This window comes from Streptomyces sp. NPDC056835 (genome assembly GCF_042789485.1).
Classification (GTDB): domain Bacteria; phylum Actinomycetota; class Actinomycetes; order Streptomycetales; family Streptomycetaceae; genus Streptomyces.
Window position 1 is genome coordinate 38091 of sequence record NZ_JBHUBB010000018.1, and the last position, 15223, is coordinate 53313.

Sequence of the window (15223 nt, forward strand, 5' to 3'; positions counted from 1 at the left end):
ACGGTGTCAATGGACACCTCTTGGTGTCTCATTGTCCGAGACCCCGGCGACCTGCGCTTTCACCGCGAACGACGACTGAGCACGGGCGCGCGCCTCGTCGGGATGCAGCCACAGCGGACCATGCCCGGTGTCGACGCGTACGGCCTCGGCGGGGGCCGCCGACTCCTCGGTGAGCAGGACGAGTTCGGGACCCGTCAGACTGCGCCAGCGCTCCAGCGCGGCCGCCGCGGGGAGGCGTACGGGGGTGAGGGGCAGCCGGTCCCCGGCCGCCGTACGGGCGGCTTCGAGATAGGCCTCCGGGGGCCGCCATCCGGGTACGCACACCCGGCCGCCCGGACCGTCGAACAGCAGCGTCGGCAGCGCGTAACGGCGGTGGTCCCCAACCTCCTTGGCCCGGCCGGGATGCGGCCCCGGTCCGTCGAGGCCGAGCACCTCGGGGATCGGCCGCCGGGTCTCGGTCCAGTCGGCGCGTACCGCGTCCCGGGTCTCCCGGGTGGCCAGTTCGCGCAGCAACCGGTCACCGTCCAGGCCCGGGACTCCCCGTACGACACCGCGGATTCCGTCCGGGGTGTCGGCGGGCGCGCCCAGGACGAACGTGCTCTCCCGCAGCCGGCGCAGCACCCGCTCGGCGACCTCGGGGCCCTGGGAGCGGGCCGCCTTGGCGGCGAGCGAGGCGGGCAGGCTGGACCGGGTCAGCCAGCGCAGCCGCGGCGCGTAGGGCGCGTCCGTATGGGCCGTGACCTCGCGGATGAACCGCTCGTACCAGCGGGCCTCGGCGGCCGGATCGGGAGCCGGGTCGTCGTCCTCGTCAAAGAGGATGCCGAAGACCGGCCGCCAGTGGGCGCGCGATCCGAGCGTGAGTTTCAGCAGCCGGAACACGGGCTCGGAACCCCAGGCCCAGGGGCAGGCCGGGTCCGTGAACTCGGTGACCGAGAGGAGCGTCCTGTCCGCACCGGGAGTCGTACGGATCTCATCAGGGGCCACGCGGACCGCCTCCGGCGTCTCGCGAATCACATCCGGGGTCATGCGGACGCGGATACGGCCGGGGAGACGTCACGCGCCGGACCGGCTTCAGTCCTCGGCGCCCGGCCCGCGCCGTCCGCCCGCGCGCCCTTCGCGGCGAGTTCGGCGATGGTCGTACGCCCGAGCACCGCCTGCGCGGCGGCCTCGACGGCGCGCCACAAGTCCGGCAGCCCCTGGGCCGCGCCGGGGTACTTCAGCGTGTCGGGACGCGCGCCGCGCAGGGTGAGGAAATCCCCGTCCACCGCCGTCATGACCTCGGCGACGCTGATCGCGGCCGGGTCGCGGCCGATCCAGTAGCCCCCTTCACAGCCCCGCTGACTACGGACCAGACCGGCCTGCCGCAGATCGCGGAAGACCGATTTGAGGAAGCGGAACGGGATGTCCTGGGAGGACGCGATGCCCTCACAGGTGAGGGGCCGTCCACTGTCGGCGGCGAGTTCGACGAGCGACCTCACCGCGTAGTCCGCCTTCGCCGAAATCTGCATGTGCACCTTCTCCCGAGGGTTCCTTGTCTGCCCGAATACCTGCTGACGCACCGACCGGAAACCGGGAACGGCCAGCTCGGCGGTAATGGACACATCTTGACATCCATTTGCCGCGCTCTCTACGGTCGGCGCCGGGACCCGGCGCCCCGACCCCGACCCCGCGCCCGTAGACCGCAGACCGCAGACCGCAGACCGCAGCACCGAAGAGCAGGATCTCCATGGCCTCGCACACCGAGCACGACGCGTTCCATCCCGACCTTCCGGACCAGGACCAGGACGATGACCACGGTACGGCGCGGAGCGCGCCACCGCTGCGCGCGCGGCTGCGTCACATCCGTGCCGACGCGCTCGACGGCGATACCGCGCAGACCGGTGGCATGCGGCGCTTCGCCGCGATCAGCGGAACCACGGTCGGCGCGGAGCGCATCTGGATGGGACAGACGCATGTGGCGCCCGGCACCGCGTCCTCCAACCACCACCATGGCGCGTCCGAGACGGCGATCCATGTGGTGAAGGGGCACCCGGAGTTCGTGTTCCTGGACGACTCCAGCGGTACGCCGGAGGAGATCCGGATCCGTACCTCGCCCGGTGACTACATCTTCGTACCGCCGTACGTCCCGCACCGCGAGGAGAACCCCAGCCCGGACGACGAGGCCGTGGTGGTGATCGCCCGCAGCACGCAGGAGGCGATCGTGGTCAATCTGCCCGAGCTCTACGTCCTGGGCCGCGACCCGGACGCGGGCTGACGCACGACCCGGGAACGGCCCACGCCCCGGAAACGGGCGGCCGGTCCGCGCCCCGGTCTCCCGCCACTCCTACAAGGTGAGTTCGCGAACGGTCGCCATGTCGCTGAACGGCAGCAGTTGGTCACCGACGATCTGGTACGGCTCGCTGCCCTTTCCCGCGATCAGGACGATGTCGTCGGGACCCGCGTCCGCCAGGGCGAAGGCGATGGCACGGCGCCGGTCGGCGAGCCGCTCGAACCGGGTGCCGGTGGCCAGGAGGCCCGGGGTGATCTGGTCCATGATCGTCCCGGGGTCCTCGTAGCGCGGATTGTCCGACGTGAGAACGCACAGATCGGAGTGGGTTCCGGCGATCTCCCCCATCGGCGCGCGCTTGGTGATGTCGCGGTCGCCGCCGCAGCCGAAGACGGTGACGATCCGGCCGAGGGCGAAGTCGCGAATGGTGGTGAGCACCTTCTCCAGCGAGTCGGGCGAGTGCGCGTAGTCGACGATGACCGACGTGCCCGACGGGGCCTCGAAGCGCTCGAACCGTCCGGGGATCGGCGGCATCCGGTCGAGCGCGCCGACCAGGCCGTCCAGATCGTGTCCCAGCAATTGGCAGGCGGCCACGGCGGCAAGGGCGTTGGCCACCGAGAAGCGGCCCGGTACGGGGATCGCCACCGGGTACTTGCGCCCCTCGTGATGCAGCGTGAACCGCGTACCGAACGCGTTCACGGTGAGATCGGTCGCCCGGAAGTCCGCCTCGGAATCGAGCGCGTAGGTCGTGACGGCCCCGGGCATCAGCGCACTGACCGCGGCGCCCGTCGGATCGTCCACGTTGACCACGGCACGTCGGCAAAGCCCCTGGAACAGCCGGAGTTTGGCGTCCCGGTAGTTCTCCATGGTGCCGTGGTCGTCCAGATGATCCTGCGTCAGATTGGTGAAAATCCCCACGTCGGTGTGGGCGTGGTCCACCCGGTGGGTCAACAGGCCCATGGATGTGGCCTCCAGGACCACGGTGCCGACCCCGCGGTCGCGCATGCGCCCCAGCAGATACTGCAAGTCCGGCGCCTCGGGGGTGGTGAGCACCGACCTCGGCATGGGGATCGGTTCGTCGCCGATCCGGCTGCCCGCCGTCCCGATGACCCCGACCGTCGCGCCCTCGGCGAGCCGCAGCACGGACTCGACCATGTACGACACCGAGGTCTTGCCGTTGGTACCGGTGACGGACACCACGTCCATGGCCCGTCCGGGCTCCCCGTAGTAGCGGGAGGCGACGAAGGACGCGGTGCTCCGGGTGTCCCGCACCCGCACCACACACACCTCCGTGTCCGCCCACACCGATGCCGGCGGCTCCGGTGCCCCCGCGTCGAGCAGGACCGCCGCGGCGCCGCGCGCGAGGGCCGGGCCGACGGACTCCGGGCCGCCCTCGCGGTGACCGGGAACCGCGATGAACAGCGAACCCGGCGAGACCCGGTGCGCGTCGAAACATGTGCCCTCGGTGATCGCCGTCTCCGGATCGCCCCGCAGAATCTCGTGGTCGTGCCCGGCGAGCAGTGCGCTCAACTTCACAGGGGTCCTCTCGAAAATGCGACGTGACAGGTCTCCGGCGGTCGCCGAGTGGGCGCCGACGGCACGCCGTGGCGTCGCGGAAGGGGGTGCGTACGGAATGTGCGCGCTCTCACGAGCAGGGAGGAACGGCCCCGGAGGAACGGGCCGAGTGGAAGCGGCCTACCGGAGAACCGGAACGAGCAGGACCGCGAGAACAGTCCGCGGAAAGAAGTGGTCCGCGGAAAGGAGAAAAGTTTGCTAGCCGTGGCCGTGCAGGGCGCGGCAGCCGGCTTCCGGCGCGGACAGCGGGCCCGGCCCCGCGATCACCGCGGCGGCCGAGCACAGCGCGCAGGGAGCCTGTCGCAGGCACTCCCTTACGGCACGTGTACAACCCATGTGTGGAGTGTACGGCCGAAGGAACCCTCCCGCCTCTGCCCTGCCGCCGGACAGCGCTCGGGCGGGCCGCTCGAAGCGGCCCGCCCGGGAAGTGCGGATGTCCTGCGCCCTCAGACTCCCTGGCCGCTGCCTCCGGAGCCGGTGCCCGCCGCCGCCTTGATCCCCTTGGTGATCTCGTCCATGACGGTCAGCTTCGGTGCCTTGTCGTTCACATCGAATCCGGAGCGTACGAGGACCATCAGCTCAGGTGATGTCGGCGAGGAGAAGGCGATCGACTGCACATAGCCGTCGTCCCCCTTGCTCGTGACGACCTTCCACCGCACCAGATAGCCCTTCTGTCCGGCGACGGTGACCTCTTCCGACTTCAGCTGCTGGTGCGAGGAGATGTCTCCGTAGATCGTGCCGCCGTAGGACTCCTCGGCATTGGCCTCGATGTCCTTCTCGGCCGCCGCCTTGGCCGTGGTGGCGTCGACCTTCAGGGCGGCGGCGGGAGCGGAGAACACCCCGCCCCGCACACAGCTCTGCGAGGTGTCCCCGGGGCACTCGTACTTCCCGGTCGTCACCCCGGCGCCGATGGTTCCCGATTCGCCGGTCCAGCCGTCCGGTACCGGAATGCTGATCCCGCTGGCCGCGTCGGTGGCGTAGCCGTCCTCCGTCTGCGGCTGCTGCTGGGGCGCGCCACTCTCGCCGCCGCCGGGGCCGCCGCCGCGCGGGAGGTCGGGCGCCGGGCTCTGCTGGCCGGGCCGCGAGGGGGCGACGGAAGGGCCGGAGTCCGGCCGGCTCGCCTCGTTGTCGCCACCGCTGTCGCGCCCGAGCAGATAGAAGCCTCCCGCGATGGCCACCGCGACGACCGCGGCGATGGCGCCGATCGCGATCCGACGCCCGCCGCGCCGCGTGCCGGGCGGCGGTGTCGCGGGGTACGGCGGTATCGAGAACGGCGATACGGGAGAGGGCTGGTCGTCCGAGGACGTCGCGGGAGCGTGCGTCACGGAAGAGGGCGTCACGGGAGGGGGCGTCGCGGGAGGGGGCACCGCGGGAGGGGGCACCGCGGCGGGCGGATCCCACTCGGCGGGCGGGGCGGCGCGGACTTCGTCGGTCCACGCGGAACCGTCCCACCAGCGTTCCTGGCGTGGTCCTTCACCTGTGTGCCCCGGGTCGGGATGCCAGCCGGGCGGAGTTGTGTACGTCACGACTCTCACCCTAAGCACATTGTCTGAAAAGCTTGTGAGAGGGCCATGAGAATCCAGCGTCGAGGGCCGTACCGTAGCGTCGCCTCACACCTCTCCCGGCCCTGTCCCCGGACCCGGACCCGGCACGATCCCTCGTACCACACCCAGGGACACCAGGTCCTGTGGGCGCAAACGGAGCTGGTCGGCGGTCACCCGGGCCTCCTCCGGGGCGCGTTTGAGGATCGCCGCCGCCAGTTCCGGCGCGATGACGGAGAAGTAACTGTCCGGCGTGGCCCAGGTGTTGTCCGGCGCCGACAGGGCCAGCGCCCCACCCGAGCCGCCCTCACCGACCAGCAGCGTGGTGACGGGGACCCGGGCGGTGGCCACGGCGGCGAACAGATCCGCGATGGCGCTGCCCGCCCCCGTGCGGTCCGCCGCGGCGTCATTGGCCGCGCCGGGGGTGTCCACCAGGGTCAGTACGGGGATGCCCAGCCGGCCGGCGAGCCGTACCAGCCGGGCGGCCGTGCGATATCCGGCCGGGAGCGTGGCGGTGCCGCACTGCGCCGCGTACGCGATCGTCCGCCCTTCGCGCCGGCCGAAACCGCACAGCATCCCGGCGTCGGTACCACCGCAGCGGTCTCCGCCGATCGCCTCGCGGTGGGTGAAGTACGCGTCCAAGTACGCGGCGGCCCGGGGCCGTTGAGGGACACGGGCCTGGAGAACGGCCTCCCATCCGGTGACGGGAAGCCCGGCGCGGCCCAGTCCCTCCGGAGGGGGTGCGGCGGCCGGCACGGCGTCCCGTACGCCTCCCGTGAGCAGTGTCAGCCAGTGGCCGACGGTGGCGCGCAGCTCGTGCCGGCCCACCACCGCGTCGATATGGCCCGCGGCGAGCTGCGCCTCCGCCGTGTAGGCGGACGGATCGGCGTCCGCCGGGCGCACGCGCGAGCCCGCGAAGCCGATCTGGGCGCCCGGCAGCGCCAGTACGACATCGGCGCCCGCCCCGAGCGTGGCCCAGCCACCACCGGTCGTCGGGTCGCGCACCACCGCCAGCTGGGGCAGTCCGGCCGCCCGGGTCAGGGCGGACTGCCGTGCCACGCGCTGGAGTTGGAGCAGCGCGCGCATGCCCTCCTGCATCCGGCTGCCACCGGTCGCGATGAGCGAGACCACCGGTAGCCCCCGTTCGCGCGCGAGGGTGTACGCGGCTTCGAGCAGATCACCGGTGCGCTCCCCCAGGGAGCCGCCGAGGAAGCCGAACTCGAAGGAGATCAGCACCACTTCGACCGAGCCGATCCGTGCGGAGCCGCAGACGACGGACTCCTTCTCCCCGGTACGTTCCTCGGCGCGGGCGCGCGAGGCGTCGTACCCCTCCCAGCCCAGCGGCCCGTCCGGCGCGGACAGGCCCTGGGGCGCGGGCAGTTCGGTGAAGGCGCCCTCGTCGACGACGGCGGCGATGGCCTCGCGCGCGTTCGGCCGCTCAGCCATGGAGCGCGCGCTTCATGATCTTGCCCATGTCATTGCGTGGCAGGGCGTCCAGATAGCGTACGGTGCGCGGCCGCTTGTGCGCGGCGAGCTGCGCCGCCACATGGTCCGCCAACTCCTGTGCGGACGGCGGCGCTTCGGCGTGGGCCGGGACGATCCAGGCGACGATCCGCTCACCGAGGTCCGCGTCGGGCTCGCCGGTCACCGCGGCTTCCCGTACCCCGGGATGCTCCAGCAGAACGTTCTCGATCTCCCCCGCGCCGATCTTGTACCCACCGCTCTTGATCAGGTCGGTGGCCTTGCGGCCGACGATACGGACATAGCCGTCGGGGTCGCGGATCGCCATGTCCCCGGTGTGGAACCAGCCGTCGGTGAAGGCGGCTTCGGTGGCGTCGGGCCGGTTCAGATACTCGGTGAAGAGGTTCGGGCCGCGTACCTGGATCTCGCCGACCGTCTCACCGTCGTACACCTCGAAAGCGACGCCCGACTCGTCGACGAGCCGCAGCTCGACGCCCCCCAGCGGTACCCCGACGGTCCCGGCGCGCGGCTCGCCGTCCGCCCGCACACTGGTGTTCATCAGGGTCTCCGTCATGCCGTACCGTTCGATGACCCGACGGCCGGTCGCCGCGGCGATCCGCTCGTGGTCGTGCACGGGCAGCGCGGCGGATCCCGATACCAGCAGGCGCGCCCCGGCCAGCGCCTTCGCGAGCGCCGGGTCGGCGGAGAGCGCCTCGGCGATGCGGTGGTACATCGTCGGTACGCCGAAGAGCATCGTGGCGCCCGACGACAGTTCGCGCGTGACGCCCTCGGTGTCGAACCTGCCCAGATGGCGGACGGCTCCGCCGCGGCGCAGCGGGCCGAGAATGCCGAGGATCAGCCCATGGACATGGAAGAGCGGCAGGGCGTGAACGAGTACGTCGTCGGCGGTCCACTGCCAGGCGTCCTCCAGCGCGTCCAGGGTCGCGGCGATGGCGCGGCGCGGTACGACAGCGCCCTTGGGCGGCCCGGTGGTGCCGGAGGTGTACACGATCAGGGCGGGGGCCTCCGGGGAGAGCGCCGGGAAGGCGTCGGCCCCCGGGTGTTCCGTGGCCGCGTCGTCCGCGCCGCCGGCTCCGGCGTCCACGCGTGCCAGCCCGGCCAGCGCGGACGGAAGGATGACGTCCGGTTCGGCGATGACCAGGGAGGGCGCGCTGTCCGCGACGATGTGCGCCAGCTCGCGTTCGCCGCTCTTGGGGTTGACGGGGACGGCAGGGACCCCGGCCAGCAGCGCGGCCACCACCCCCACGGCCGTGCCGAGTGTGGGGGTGGCCCACACCGCGATCCGTCGTTCACCGGCGATACGAACGGCCAGGGAACCGGCCGCGTCCGCCAGTTCGGCATAGGTGAGAGCGTGGTCGCCGAACCGGAGTGCGGGGCGTTCCGAACGCGCGGCGAGGGCCGGGAAGAGAGGGGACACGCGTCGTTCTCCTTGCTGTTGACGAGTCTGGCCGATCATCGCGGTCCAGGGCGTGTGACGAAAGTCCCGCCTGGCCCGCGACGCCTGGCACGGCACGCCGCCCTTCGGGCGGACGGCGCTGCTTTCGCAACACGCCCTGGCGGCTATCCGAAGCCTGGCACCACCAGTACCAGCCAGACCGCGGCGGGTACCACCGCCACCACGATCCCTCCGTACACCATGAGCTGTCGGAAGAAACGCTCACGGTCCACATCGGGCGCGGCGGCCAGCACCAGCGCGCCGTTGGTGGAGAACGGGCTGACGTCGACGACCGTCGCCGAGATCGCGAGCGCCGTGATCATGCCGATCGCCCCGATCTCGCCCTGGGCGAGGAACGGCACGGCGAGCGGGATGAGCGCGCCCATGATGCCGACGGACGAGGCGAAGGCGGAGATGATCGCGCCGATGTAGCAGAGCAGTACGGCGGCGAGGAGCGGGATGCCGATGTCCCCGACGGCGTTTCCGGCGTAGTCGATCGTGCCCATCTCCTCCATGACGCCGACATAGGTGAGGACACCGCAGATGAGCAGCACCGTCGGCCAGGCGATCTCGCCCACGGCCTTCCGGCTGGTGTCCGGCCAGATGGCACTGAGCAGTACGGCGAGGGTGATCGCGCAGAGCCCGGCGTCGAGGTCGAAGCCGAGGACAGCGACGACGAGCGCGACCAGTGCGGCGAGGGTGGTACTGATGGCGGGGGTGAGCCGGGAAGCGCTCCGCTGCCCCTCCGGTTCGTGCTTGTCCTTCTTCTCCTGCTCCGTCCGGCGGGAATCACCGCGCCCGCCGGAGAGCTTGAGTCCGCCGAAGAGTACGAACACGACCCCGGCGATGACGAGGTTGGCCACGAGCGAGCCGAGGAAGAGGGTGAGTTCGCTGCCCGGCAGGTTTTCCCGCTCCACGATGCCGTTGACGATCGAACCGTAGATGCTGATGGGCGAGAAACCGCCGCCCTGGGCTCCGTGCACGACCATCGCGCCCATCAGCAGCGGGCTGATCCCGTACCGCGCGGCGAAGCTGAGCGCGATCGGCGCGACGATCGCGACGGCCGCCGGGGAGACGGCCCCAATGGCGGTCAGGGCGCCGGTGATCGCGAACATCACCCAGGGGATCAGCGCGATCCGGCCGCGGACCAGCCGTATCGCCGCATGGACCAGCCAGTCGGTGGTGCCGTTGGCTCGGGCGATCGCGAAGAGATACGTGACGCCGACGAGCACCACGAACAGATCGCCGGGGAAGCCGGCGAAGATGCCGTCGGCGTCGAGACCGGCGACCAGTCCGCCGACGCCGAACGCGGCGGCGAAGGCGAGCGCGCCCATATTGATCGAGCGGGTGGTGGCGATCACGAAGACGACCGCGAGTACGAGGATCGAGATGAGTTCGGCGGACATGACGCGGGCTCCCGTCCCTGGGTCCCTTGAAACAGAGGGGAATTGGCCGACTGGCTGACTGGACGACTGGCCAAGTGGCTGGACCACATTGACGGCCGACCGGGGCGAGCGTCAAGGGATCGGGCAGGAATTGGCTCAGCCACTTGACCGCCCGGTGTTAGGCTGGGCGGGCACAGGATCGGGAGACAGTGGGCAGGGATGGGGGGTCCGGATGTCCGACGCACTGCGGCCGATGGCCCGGCCGCGTTTGTACGAGCAGGTCCTCGACCGACTGCGCAGCTATGTCAGCGAGGGCAACCTCGGCACGGGTGACCGGCTGCCCCCCGAGCGGGAGTTGGCCCAGCGGCTGGGGGTGAGCCGCGCCTCGGTCAAGCAGGCGATCGTCGTCCTGGAGGTCCAGGGTCTGGTCGAGGTACGACACGGCGGCGGCACCTATCTGACCCGGGCCGGCCTCGATCCCGAGCCCGTCGAGCGACTGGTGGAGCGCAAGCGGCGACTGCCCGATGTGCTGGAGGCGCGTGAGGCGCTGGAGACCAAGCTCGCCGAACTCGCCGCCGAGCGGCGCACCGAACTGGACCTGGCGGCGCTGCACGACGCGCTGCACCAGATGTCCGACGAGATCGAGGCGGGCGGCTATGGCGTGGAGGGCGACCGGCTCTTCCACACGGCGGTGACCGCCGCCGCGCACAGTGGTCTGCTCGCCGAATTCATGCGCTCCATCACGGAGCAGATCGCCGAGAGCCGCAACGAGTCCCTGCGCCAGCCGGGCCGCCCCAAGCGGTCGCTGGCACAGCACCGCGCGATCCTCGACGCGATCGAGAGCGGCCGGGGCAAGGCGGCCGCGGCCGCGATGCGTCGGCACGTACAGACCGTGGCCAAGGTGCGCCTGCTGGAGTGGAATCCGGACGAGAGCGACTGACACCCCCGAACAGATCTCGGACAGACCCCGGAACAGACCGGAACCGACCGGGTCCGACCGGGTACCGGAACCGGCCCTCCGCCCGACCGGGAAGAACCGGCCACGCTCACACGACGATCGCCGCCCGGGGCCCCGCGACAACGGGCGTACGACGACCGCTCCGGCACATCCGCGGCCCAGCAGCCCGGCCACTGGTCCATACCAAAGCCTTGACACGGCGTTGGTTCACTTCTTAAATCGACCAGCAAGCGCTTCCCGTATTCCATCTGCTGTCATGTGCGCGACATCCCCCACATCCCATGCGCCTCCGTTCACCGAACGGGCGCGGGAAGGATCGTCACAATGACCATGCTCAAGTCCCGTACGGCACGCGGCCCGTTCCGCCTGCTCGTGCTGCTCGCCCTCCTGCTCGGACTGGCCGCGGTGCCCGGCGTCGGACGCGCGCAGTCACCCGCCGCTCCCGCGTTCAAGGTGCTCGCCTTCTACAACGGCACCTGGGACGCCGCCCACATCAGCTTCGTCCATGAAGCGAACGAGTGGTTCCCCAGGACCGCCGCCGCCAACAACTTCTCCTACGAGTCGACCAACAACTGGAATCGCCTGACCAGCACCACCCCGCAGGACTACCAAGTGGTGCTGTTCCTGGACGACTTGCCGCAGACGGCGGCTCAACGTACCGGGTTCGAGCAGTACATGCGGGCCGGTGGCGCCTGGATGGGCTTCCATGTCTCCGCGTTCACCACCGAGGCCCAGAAGTGGCCCTGGTATCACAACGAGTTCCTGGGCAGCGGTGGGTTCAAGTCCAACACCTGGGGCCCGACCACCGCCGTGCTGCGGACCGAGAACCGTACCCATCCGTCGACCACCCGGCTGCCCGCGACGTTCACCTCGGCCGTGAGCGAGTGGTACAGCTGGACGAACGACCTCAGGAAGAACCCTGTCATCGACATCCTGGCCTCGGTCGACCCGGTGAGCTTCCCGCTGGGCACCGACCCCAACCAGTCCTGGTACAGCGGGTATTACCCGATCGTGTGGACCAACAAGAACTACCGGATGCTGTATACCAACTTCGGCCACAACGCCATGGACTACGGGTCGGGCACCACACTCTCGTGGACGTTCGGCAGCGAGGTCCAGAACCGGTTCATCATCGACGGACTGAAGTGGCTGGGCGGTGTGACGGCCGGGGCTCCCGCGCGTCCGGCCGCCACGGGCGCGGCGGCCGGACGGTAGCGCGGGCGGTGGCGCGGGCGGTGGCGCGGGCGGTGGCGCGGGCGCCGTACGGGCGTCCGGCGCGGGCCCCGGTCAGTTGAGGGTGTCGGGGTCCGGGCCGGTACGCAGACCGCGGTCGAGCGTGGCGAGCGCGGCCATGTCGCCGGCCGAGAGCTCGAAGTCGAAGACGTCGATGTTCTCGCGGATCCGCGCGGGGGTCACCGACTTGGGGATGACGATGTTCCCGAGCTGAAGGTGCCAGCGCAGCACCACCTGGGCGGGCGTCTTCTCGTGCCGCCCCGCGATCTCGGTGACCGCCTCCTCCTGGAGCAGGGCGCCCTGTGCCAGCGGGCTCCACGCCTCGGTCACGATGCCGTGCTGGGCGTGGAAGTCCCGCAGTTCCTCCTGCTGGAGGCCGGGGTGCAGCTCGATCTGGTTGACGGCGGGAACGATCCCGGTCTCGTCCAGCAGACGCTGGAGATGGGCGGGCTGGAAGTTGGACACACCGATGGCGCGGGTCCTGCCGTCGGCGAGCAGTTTCTCCATCGCGCGCCAGGTGTCGAGGTAGCGGTCGCGCGCCGGGGTGGGCCAGTGGATGAGATACAGATCCACCCGTTCGAGGCCGAGCTTGGCGAGGCTCGCGTCGAACGCGGCGAGCGTCGAGTCGTATCCCTGGTCGTCGTTCCAGAGCTTGGTGGTGATGAACAGTTCGTCGCGGGGCACGCCCGAGGAGGCGATGGCGCGGCCGACACCGTTCTCGTTGCGGTACAGGGCGGCGGTGTCGATACTGCGGTAGCCCGCCTCCAGCGCGGTGCGGACCGCGCCGGTGGTCTCCTCGTCACCGACCTGGAAGACACCGAAGCCGAGCTGCGGCATCCTGACGCCGTTGTTGAGTACGACGTTGGGGACGGAATTCATGGTGTTCCTTTTCTTCGTGGGTTCTGCGCGGGTTCTTCGCGGCTCACTGTGGGGCTCGCTGTGGGGCTCGCTGTGGGGAAAGAGGGGCACACCGACTTCCAACGTAACGACGTCGTCGGCGCCGCGCGCTGTGGCCGTCCGCGGCGCCCCCGGACGGGGGGCCCGGCGGTCGGCGGCCCCGGGAGGAAGAGCCCGGTCAGTGCGGCGCGGTGGTGGTGACCCGCTCGGGCCGCCGCGGGGCCGCCGCCCGGGCGACCGTCGCCCCGGCGGTCTGCGTACGGCGCTCCAGGGCGCCGGAGACGATCGCGAGGACGAGGGCGGAACCGGCCAGCGCGGCGCCGACCCAGTTCGGCGCCGTGTATCCGAGCCCCGCGGCGATGACGATGCCGCCGAGCCAGGCGGCCAGCGCGTTACCGAGGTTGAAGGCGCCGATATTGACGGCGGATGCCAGGGTGGGCGCGGCGGACGCCTGGTCGAGGACCCGCTTCTGGAGCGGCGGTACGGTCGCGAAGCCCAGCGCGCCGATCAGTGTGAGGGTGACGGCCGCCGCGATCTTGTTGTGCGCGGTGAAGGTGAAGAGGGCGAGCACCACGGCGAGCGAGCCCAGGGACACATACAGCAGCGGCATCAGCCGGCGGTCGGCGAACCTGCCGCCGATCAGATTGCCGGCGACCATACCGAGGCCGAAGAGCACCAGCAGCCAGGTGACCGAGGAGTCCGCGAAGCCCGCGGTCTCGGTCATCATCGGTGTGATGTAGGTGATCGCGGCGAAGACTCCGCCGAAGCCGAGCACGGTCATCGCCATGGCGAGCAGCACCTGCGCGTTGCGGAAGGCGGCGAGCTCGTGCCGTACCCGTACGCCCTCGGGCCGGGGCTGTTCCGGTACGAGCTTCGCGATGCCCGCGAGGCCCAGGACACCGAGTCCGGCGACCACGAGGAAGGTGGCCCGCCAGCCGGCGCTCTGGCCGAGGTAGGTGCCGAACGGTACGCCGACGACATTGGCGACGGTCAGCCCGGTGAACATCATGGCGATGGCGCCGGCTTTCTTCTCCGGGGCGACGAGACCGGCGGCCACGACGGATCCGATCCCGAAGAAGGCTCCATGGGCGAGTGAGGCGACGACGCGCCCGGTGAGCATGAGTCCGAAGCTCGGGGCGAGCGCGGAGAGCACATTGCCCACGACGAACAGCCCCATGAGCACCATCAGCATCCGCTTGCGGGGGATCCGGGTACCGAGGACGGTCATCAGCGGGGCGCCCAGCACGACTCCGAGGGCATAGCCGGTGACCAGCAGTCCGGCTGTGGGGATGGTGACGCCGTAGTCGGCGGCCACCTCGGGGAGCAGCCCCATGATCACGAATTCGGTGGTGCCGATCCCGAATGCCCCGATGGCCAGGGCGAGGAGCGCGAGTGGCATGGATATGGCCTTCCAAAAGATTGCATGAGCGCCTTACAGGCGAGAACAATACTTGCAGACGCCGATTAATTGCAAACGCGCTATATTGCGAATGTGCCCTATCCTGGGGTACGGGCACGCGTCCCGCCGCCGCCCGCCCCCATCTCCCGCAGGAGGAAGCCATGACCGCCACGGACACCGCGCTCACGGGGCTCGCCCAGGGCTGGTGCGCCCTCTCGCTGCTGCACGGCAGGATCGAGGGGCATATCGAGCGCGCGCTACAGGCCGGGCACGGCCTCAGCGTCCGTGAGTACTCCCTGCTCGATGTCCTCAGCCGTCAGCACGACGGCGAGGGCGGTCATCTCCAGATGAAGCAGGTCGCCGACGCGGTCGTCCTCAGCCAGAGCGCCACCACACGGCTGGTCACCCGGCTGGAGGACCGTGGACTGCTCACCCGCTATCTGTGCCCGACCGACCGCCGCGGGATCTACACCAATGTCAGCGAGGCTGGGCTGCGGCTGCTCGCCGAGGCACGCCCCACCAATGACGCGGCGCTGCGGGAGGCGCTCGACGAGGCGGCGAAGGTCCCGGAGCTGGCCGCCCTGGTCAGGACCGTGAAGTCACCCGGCTCCACCGCCTGACCCGCCACATACACGGAAGAGCCGGACGGAAACCCTGATCAGGGTTTCCGTCCGGCTCTTCTCACACAGGTCGTGCACCCGCGACCCGCGCGGGGATCAGCCGTACGGCGTCAGCTCTTCTTCGTGGCACCCGAGGCGCCGTAGCGGCGCTCGAACCGCTCCACCCGGCCGGCAGTGTCGAACACACGACCGGTTCCGGTGTAGAAGGGGTGGCTCGCGGAGGAGACCTCCACGTCGATGACGGGGTAGGTGTTGCCGTCCTCCCACTCCACACGCCGCGTCGAGTCCGCGGTCGAGCGCGTCAGGAACGCGGTACCCGCCGCGCGGTCCCGGAAGACGACCGGACGGGTGACGGGGTGGATACGAGGCTTCATGGGAACTCCCTCCTCATGATGGATATCGTTTCCATCAAGTGGTACATCCGCTTCAACG

General features: G+C 70.6%; 15 protein-coding genes. 4 read left to right on the forward strand and 11 right to left on the reverse strand.

Going from position 1 to position 15223, the window contains the following annotated elements:
* Positions 1 to 6: 6 nt before the first annotated feature.
* Both ACFRMN_RS21360 and ACFRMN_RS21365 read right to left on the reverse strand, forming a co-directional pair.
* Entirely contained in the window at positions 7 to 1026 is a 1020-nt protein-coding gene (locus ACFRMN_RS21360; RefSeq protein WP_383021826.1) for a DsbA family protein, read from the reverse strand.
* Positions 1023 to 1508: an RrF2 family transcriptional regulator gene (locus ACFRMN_RS21365; RefSeq protein WP_383022107.1), complete on the reverse strand. Its 486-nt coding sequence runs from the start codon at positions 1506 to 1508 to the stop codon at positions 1023 to 1025. The genes ACFRMN_RS21360 and ACFRMN_RS21365 overlap by 4 nt, the downstream gene beginning before the upstream one ends.
* A 218-nt stretch (positions 1509 to 1726) precedes the next feature.
* Between ACFRMN_RS21365 and ACFRMN_RS21370 the strand changes: the two genes are divergently transcribed.
* Complete coding sequence (locus ACFRMN_RS21370) at positions 1727 to 2254, forward strand: cupin domain-containing protein (protein ID WP_383021829.1); 528 nt, start codon at positions 1727 to 1729, stop codon at positions 2252 to 2254.
* A 69-nt stretch (positions 2255 to 2323) separates the two neighbouring features.
* Here the strand turns inward: ACFRMN_RS21370 and ACFRMN_RS21375 are convergent, their stop codons facing one another.
* The 6 genes from ACFRMN_RS21375 to ACFRMN_RS21400 all read right to left on the reverse strand — a co-directional run bounded on the left by ACFRMN_RS21375 (position 2324) and on the right by ACFRMN_RS21400 (position 9705).
* The gene (locus ACFRMN_RS21375) at positions 2324 to 3802 is read right to left on the reverse strand and encodes a UDP-N-acetylmuramoyl-L-alanyl-D-glutamate--2,6-diaminopimelate ligase (RefSeq protein WP_383021831.1); all 1479 of its coding nucleotides are present in this window, start codon (positions 3800 to 3802) and stop codon (positions 2324 to 2326) included.
* Positions 3803 to 4039: 237 nt separating this feature from the next.
* Positions 4040 to 4177: a hypothetical protein gene (locus ACFRMN_RS21380; RefSeq protein WP_365743258.1), complete on the reverse strand. Its 138-nt coding sequence runs from the start codon at positions 4175 to 4177 to the stop codon at positions 4040 to 4042.
* A 110-nt stretch (positions 4178 to 4287) separates the two neighbouring features.
* A complete protein-coding gene (locus tag ACFRMN_RS21385) occupies positions 4288 to 5367 on the reverse strand; it encodes a DUF2510 domain-containing protein (RefSeq protein WP_383021833.1) in 1080 nt (359 codons plus the stop codon).
* A gap of 84 nt (positions 5368 to 5451) precedes the next feature.
* Positions 5452 to 6828 carry a carboxyl transferase domain-containing protein gene (locus ACFRMN_RS21390; protein WP_383021836.1) on the reverse strand — a complete coding sequence of 459 codons (1377 nt, stop codon included), beginning with the start codon at positions 6826 to 6828 and terminating at the stop codon, positions 5452 to 5454.
* Complete coding sequence (locus ACFRMN_RS21395) at positions 6821 to 8281, reverse strand: acyl-CoA synthetase (protein WP_383021839.1); 1461 nt, start codon at positions 8279 to 8281, stop codon at positions 6821 to 6823. The genes ACFRMN_RS21390 and ACFRMN_RS21395 overlap by 8 nt, the downstream gene beginning before the upstream one ends.
* 143 nt (positions 8282 to 8424) lie before the next feature.
* A complete protein-coding gene (locus ACFRMN_RS21400; protein WP_383021841.1) occupies positions 8425 to 9705 on the reverse strand; it encodes an SLC13 family permease in 1281 nt (426 codons plus the stop codon).
* Positions 9706 to 9916: 211 nt separating this feature from the next.
* Here ACFRMN_RS21400 and ACFRMN_RS21405 point away from each other — a divergent pair, with 211 nt between their 5' ends.
* Positions 9917 to 10624: a FadR/GntR family transcriptional regulator gene (locus ACFRMN_RS21405; RefSeq protein ID WP_383021844.1), complete on the forward strand. Its 708-nt coding sequence runs from the start codon at positions 9917 to 9919 to the stop codon at positions 10622 to 10624.
* A gap of 342 nt (positions 10625 to 10966) precedes the next feature.
* Positions 10967 to 11857 (forward strand): ThuA domain-containing protein, encoded by an 891-nt coding sequence (locus tag ACFRMN_RS21410; RefSeq protein WP_383021846.1) that lies wholly within the window; start codon positions 10967 to 10969, stop codon positions 11855 to 11857.
* 72 nt (positions 11858 to 11929) lie between these two features.
* Here ACFRMN_RS21410 and ACFRMN_RS21415 read toward each other — a convergent pair whose 3' ends face one another.
* Both ACFRMN_RS21415 and ACFRMN_RS21420 read right to left on the reverse strand, forming a co-directional pair.
* The gene (locus tag ACFRMN_RS21415) at positions 11930 to 12754 is read right to left on the reverse strand and encodes an aldo/keto reductase (protein ID WP_383021849.1); all 825 of its coding nucleotides are present in this window, start codon (positions 12752 to 12754) and stop codon (positions 11930 to 11932) included.
* Positions 12755 to 12950: 196 nt separating this feature from the next.
* Positions 12951 to 14171, reverse strand: a complete 1221-nt coding sequence (locus ACFRMN_RS21420) for an MFS transporter (protein WP_383021851.1) — start codon at positions 14169 to 14171, stop codon at positions 12951 to 12953.
* Between the two features lie 161 nt (positions 14172 to 14332).
* Between ACFRMN_RS21420 and ACFRMN_RS21425 the strand changes: the two genes are divergently transcribed.
* A complete protein-coding gene (locus ACFRMN_RS21425) occupies positions 14333 to 14791 on the forward strand; it encodes a MarR family winged helix-turn-helix transcriptional regulator (protein ID WP_383021853.1) in 459 nt (152 codons plus the stop codon).
* A gap of 110 nt (positions 14792 to 14901) precedes the next feature.
* Here the strand turns inward: ACFRMN_RS21425 and ACFRMN_RS21430 are convergent, their stop codons facing one another.
* Entirely contained in the window at positions 14902 to 15165 is a 264-nt protein-coding gene (locus ACFRMN_RS21430) for a type B 50S ribosomal protein L31 (protein WP_383021856.1), read from the reverse strand.
* Positions 15166 to 15223 lie beyond the last annotated feature (58 nt).

What these genes read in the sequence shown, in the direction of transcription:
- ACFRMN_RS21405 (WP_383021844.1), top strand. Translation starts at nt 9,917, where the DNA reads ATGTCCGACGCACTGCGGCCGATGGCCCGGCCGCGTTTGTACGAGCAG.
- ACFRMN_RS21390 (WP_383021836.1), bottom strand. Translation starts at nt 6,828, where the DNA reads ATGGCTGAGCGGCCGAACGCGCGCGAGGCCATCGCCGCCGTCGTCGAC.
- ACFRMN_RS21365 (WP_383022107.1), bottom strand. Translation starts at nt 1,508, where the DNA reads ATGCAGATTTCGGCGAAGGCGGACTACGCGGTGAGGTCGCTCGTCGAA.
- ACFRMN_RS21360 (WP_383021826.1), bottom strand. Translation starts at nt 1,026, where the DNA reads ATGACCCCGGATGTGATTCGCGAGACGCCGGAGGCGGTCCGCGTGGCC.
- ACFRMN_RS21400 (WP_383021841.1), bottom strand. Translation starts at nt 9,705, where the DNA reads ATGTCCGCCGAACTCATCTCGATCCTCGTACTCGCGGTCGTCTTCGTG.
- ACFRMN_RS21380 (WP_365743258.1), bottom strand. Translation starts at nt 4,177, where the DNA reads ATGGGTTGTACACGTGCCGTAAGGGAGTGCCTGCGACAGGCTCCCTGC.
- ACFRMN_RS21420 (WP_383021851.1), bottom strand. Translation starts at nt 14,171, where the DNA reads ATGCCACTCGCGCTCCTCGCCCTGGCCATCGGGGCATTCGGGATCGGC.
- ACFRMN_RS21415 (WP_383021849.1), bottom strand. Translation starts at nt 12,754, where the DNA reads ATGAATTCCGTCCCCAACGTCGTACTCAACAACGGCGTCAGGATGCCG.
- ACFRMN_RS21425 (WP_383021853.1), top strand. Translation starts at nt 14,333, where the DNA reads ATGACCGCCACGGACACCGCGCTCACGGGGCTCGCCCAGGGCTGGTGC.
- ACFRMN_RS21370 (WP_383021829.1), top strand. Translation starts at nt 1,727, where the DNA reads ATGGCCTCGCACACCGAGCACGACGCGTTCCATCCCGACCTTCCGGAC.
- ACFRMN_RS21410 (WP_383021846.1), top strand. Translation starts at nt 10,967, where the DNA reads ATGACCATGCTCAAGTCCCGTACGGCACGCGGCCCGTTCCGCCTGCTC.
- ACFRMN_RS21430 (WP_383021856.1), bottom strand. Translation starts at nt 15,165, where the DNA reads ATGAAGCCTCGTATCCACCCCGTCACCCGTCCGGTCGTCTTCCGGGAC.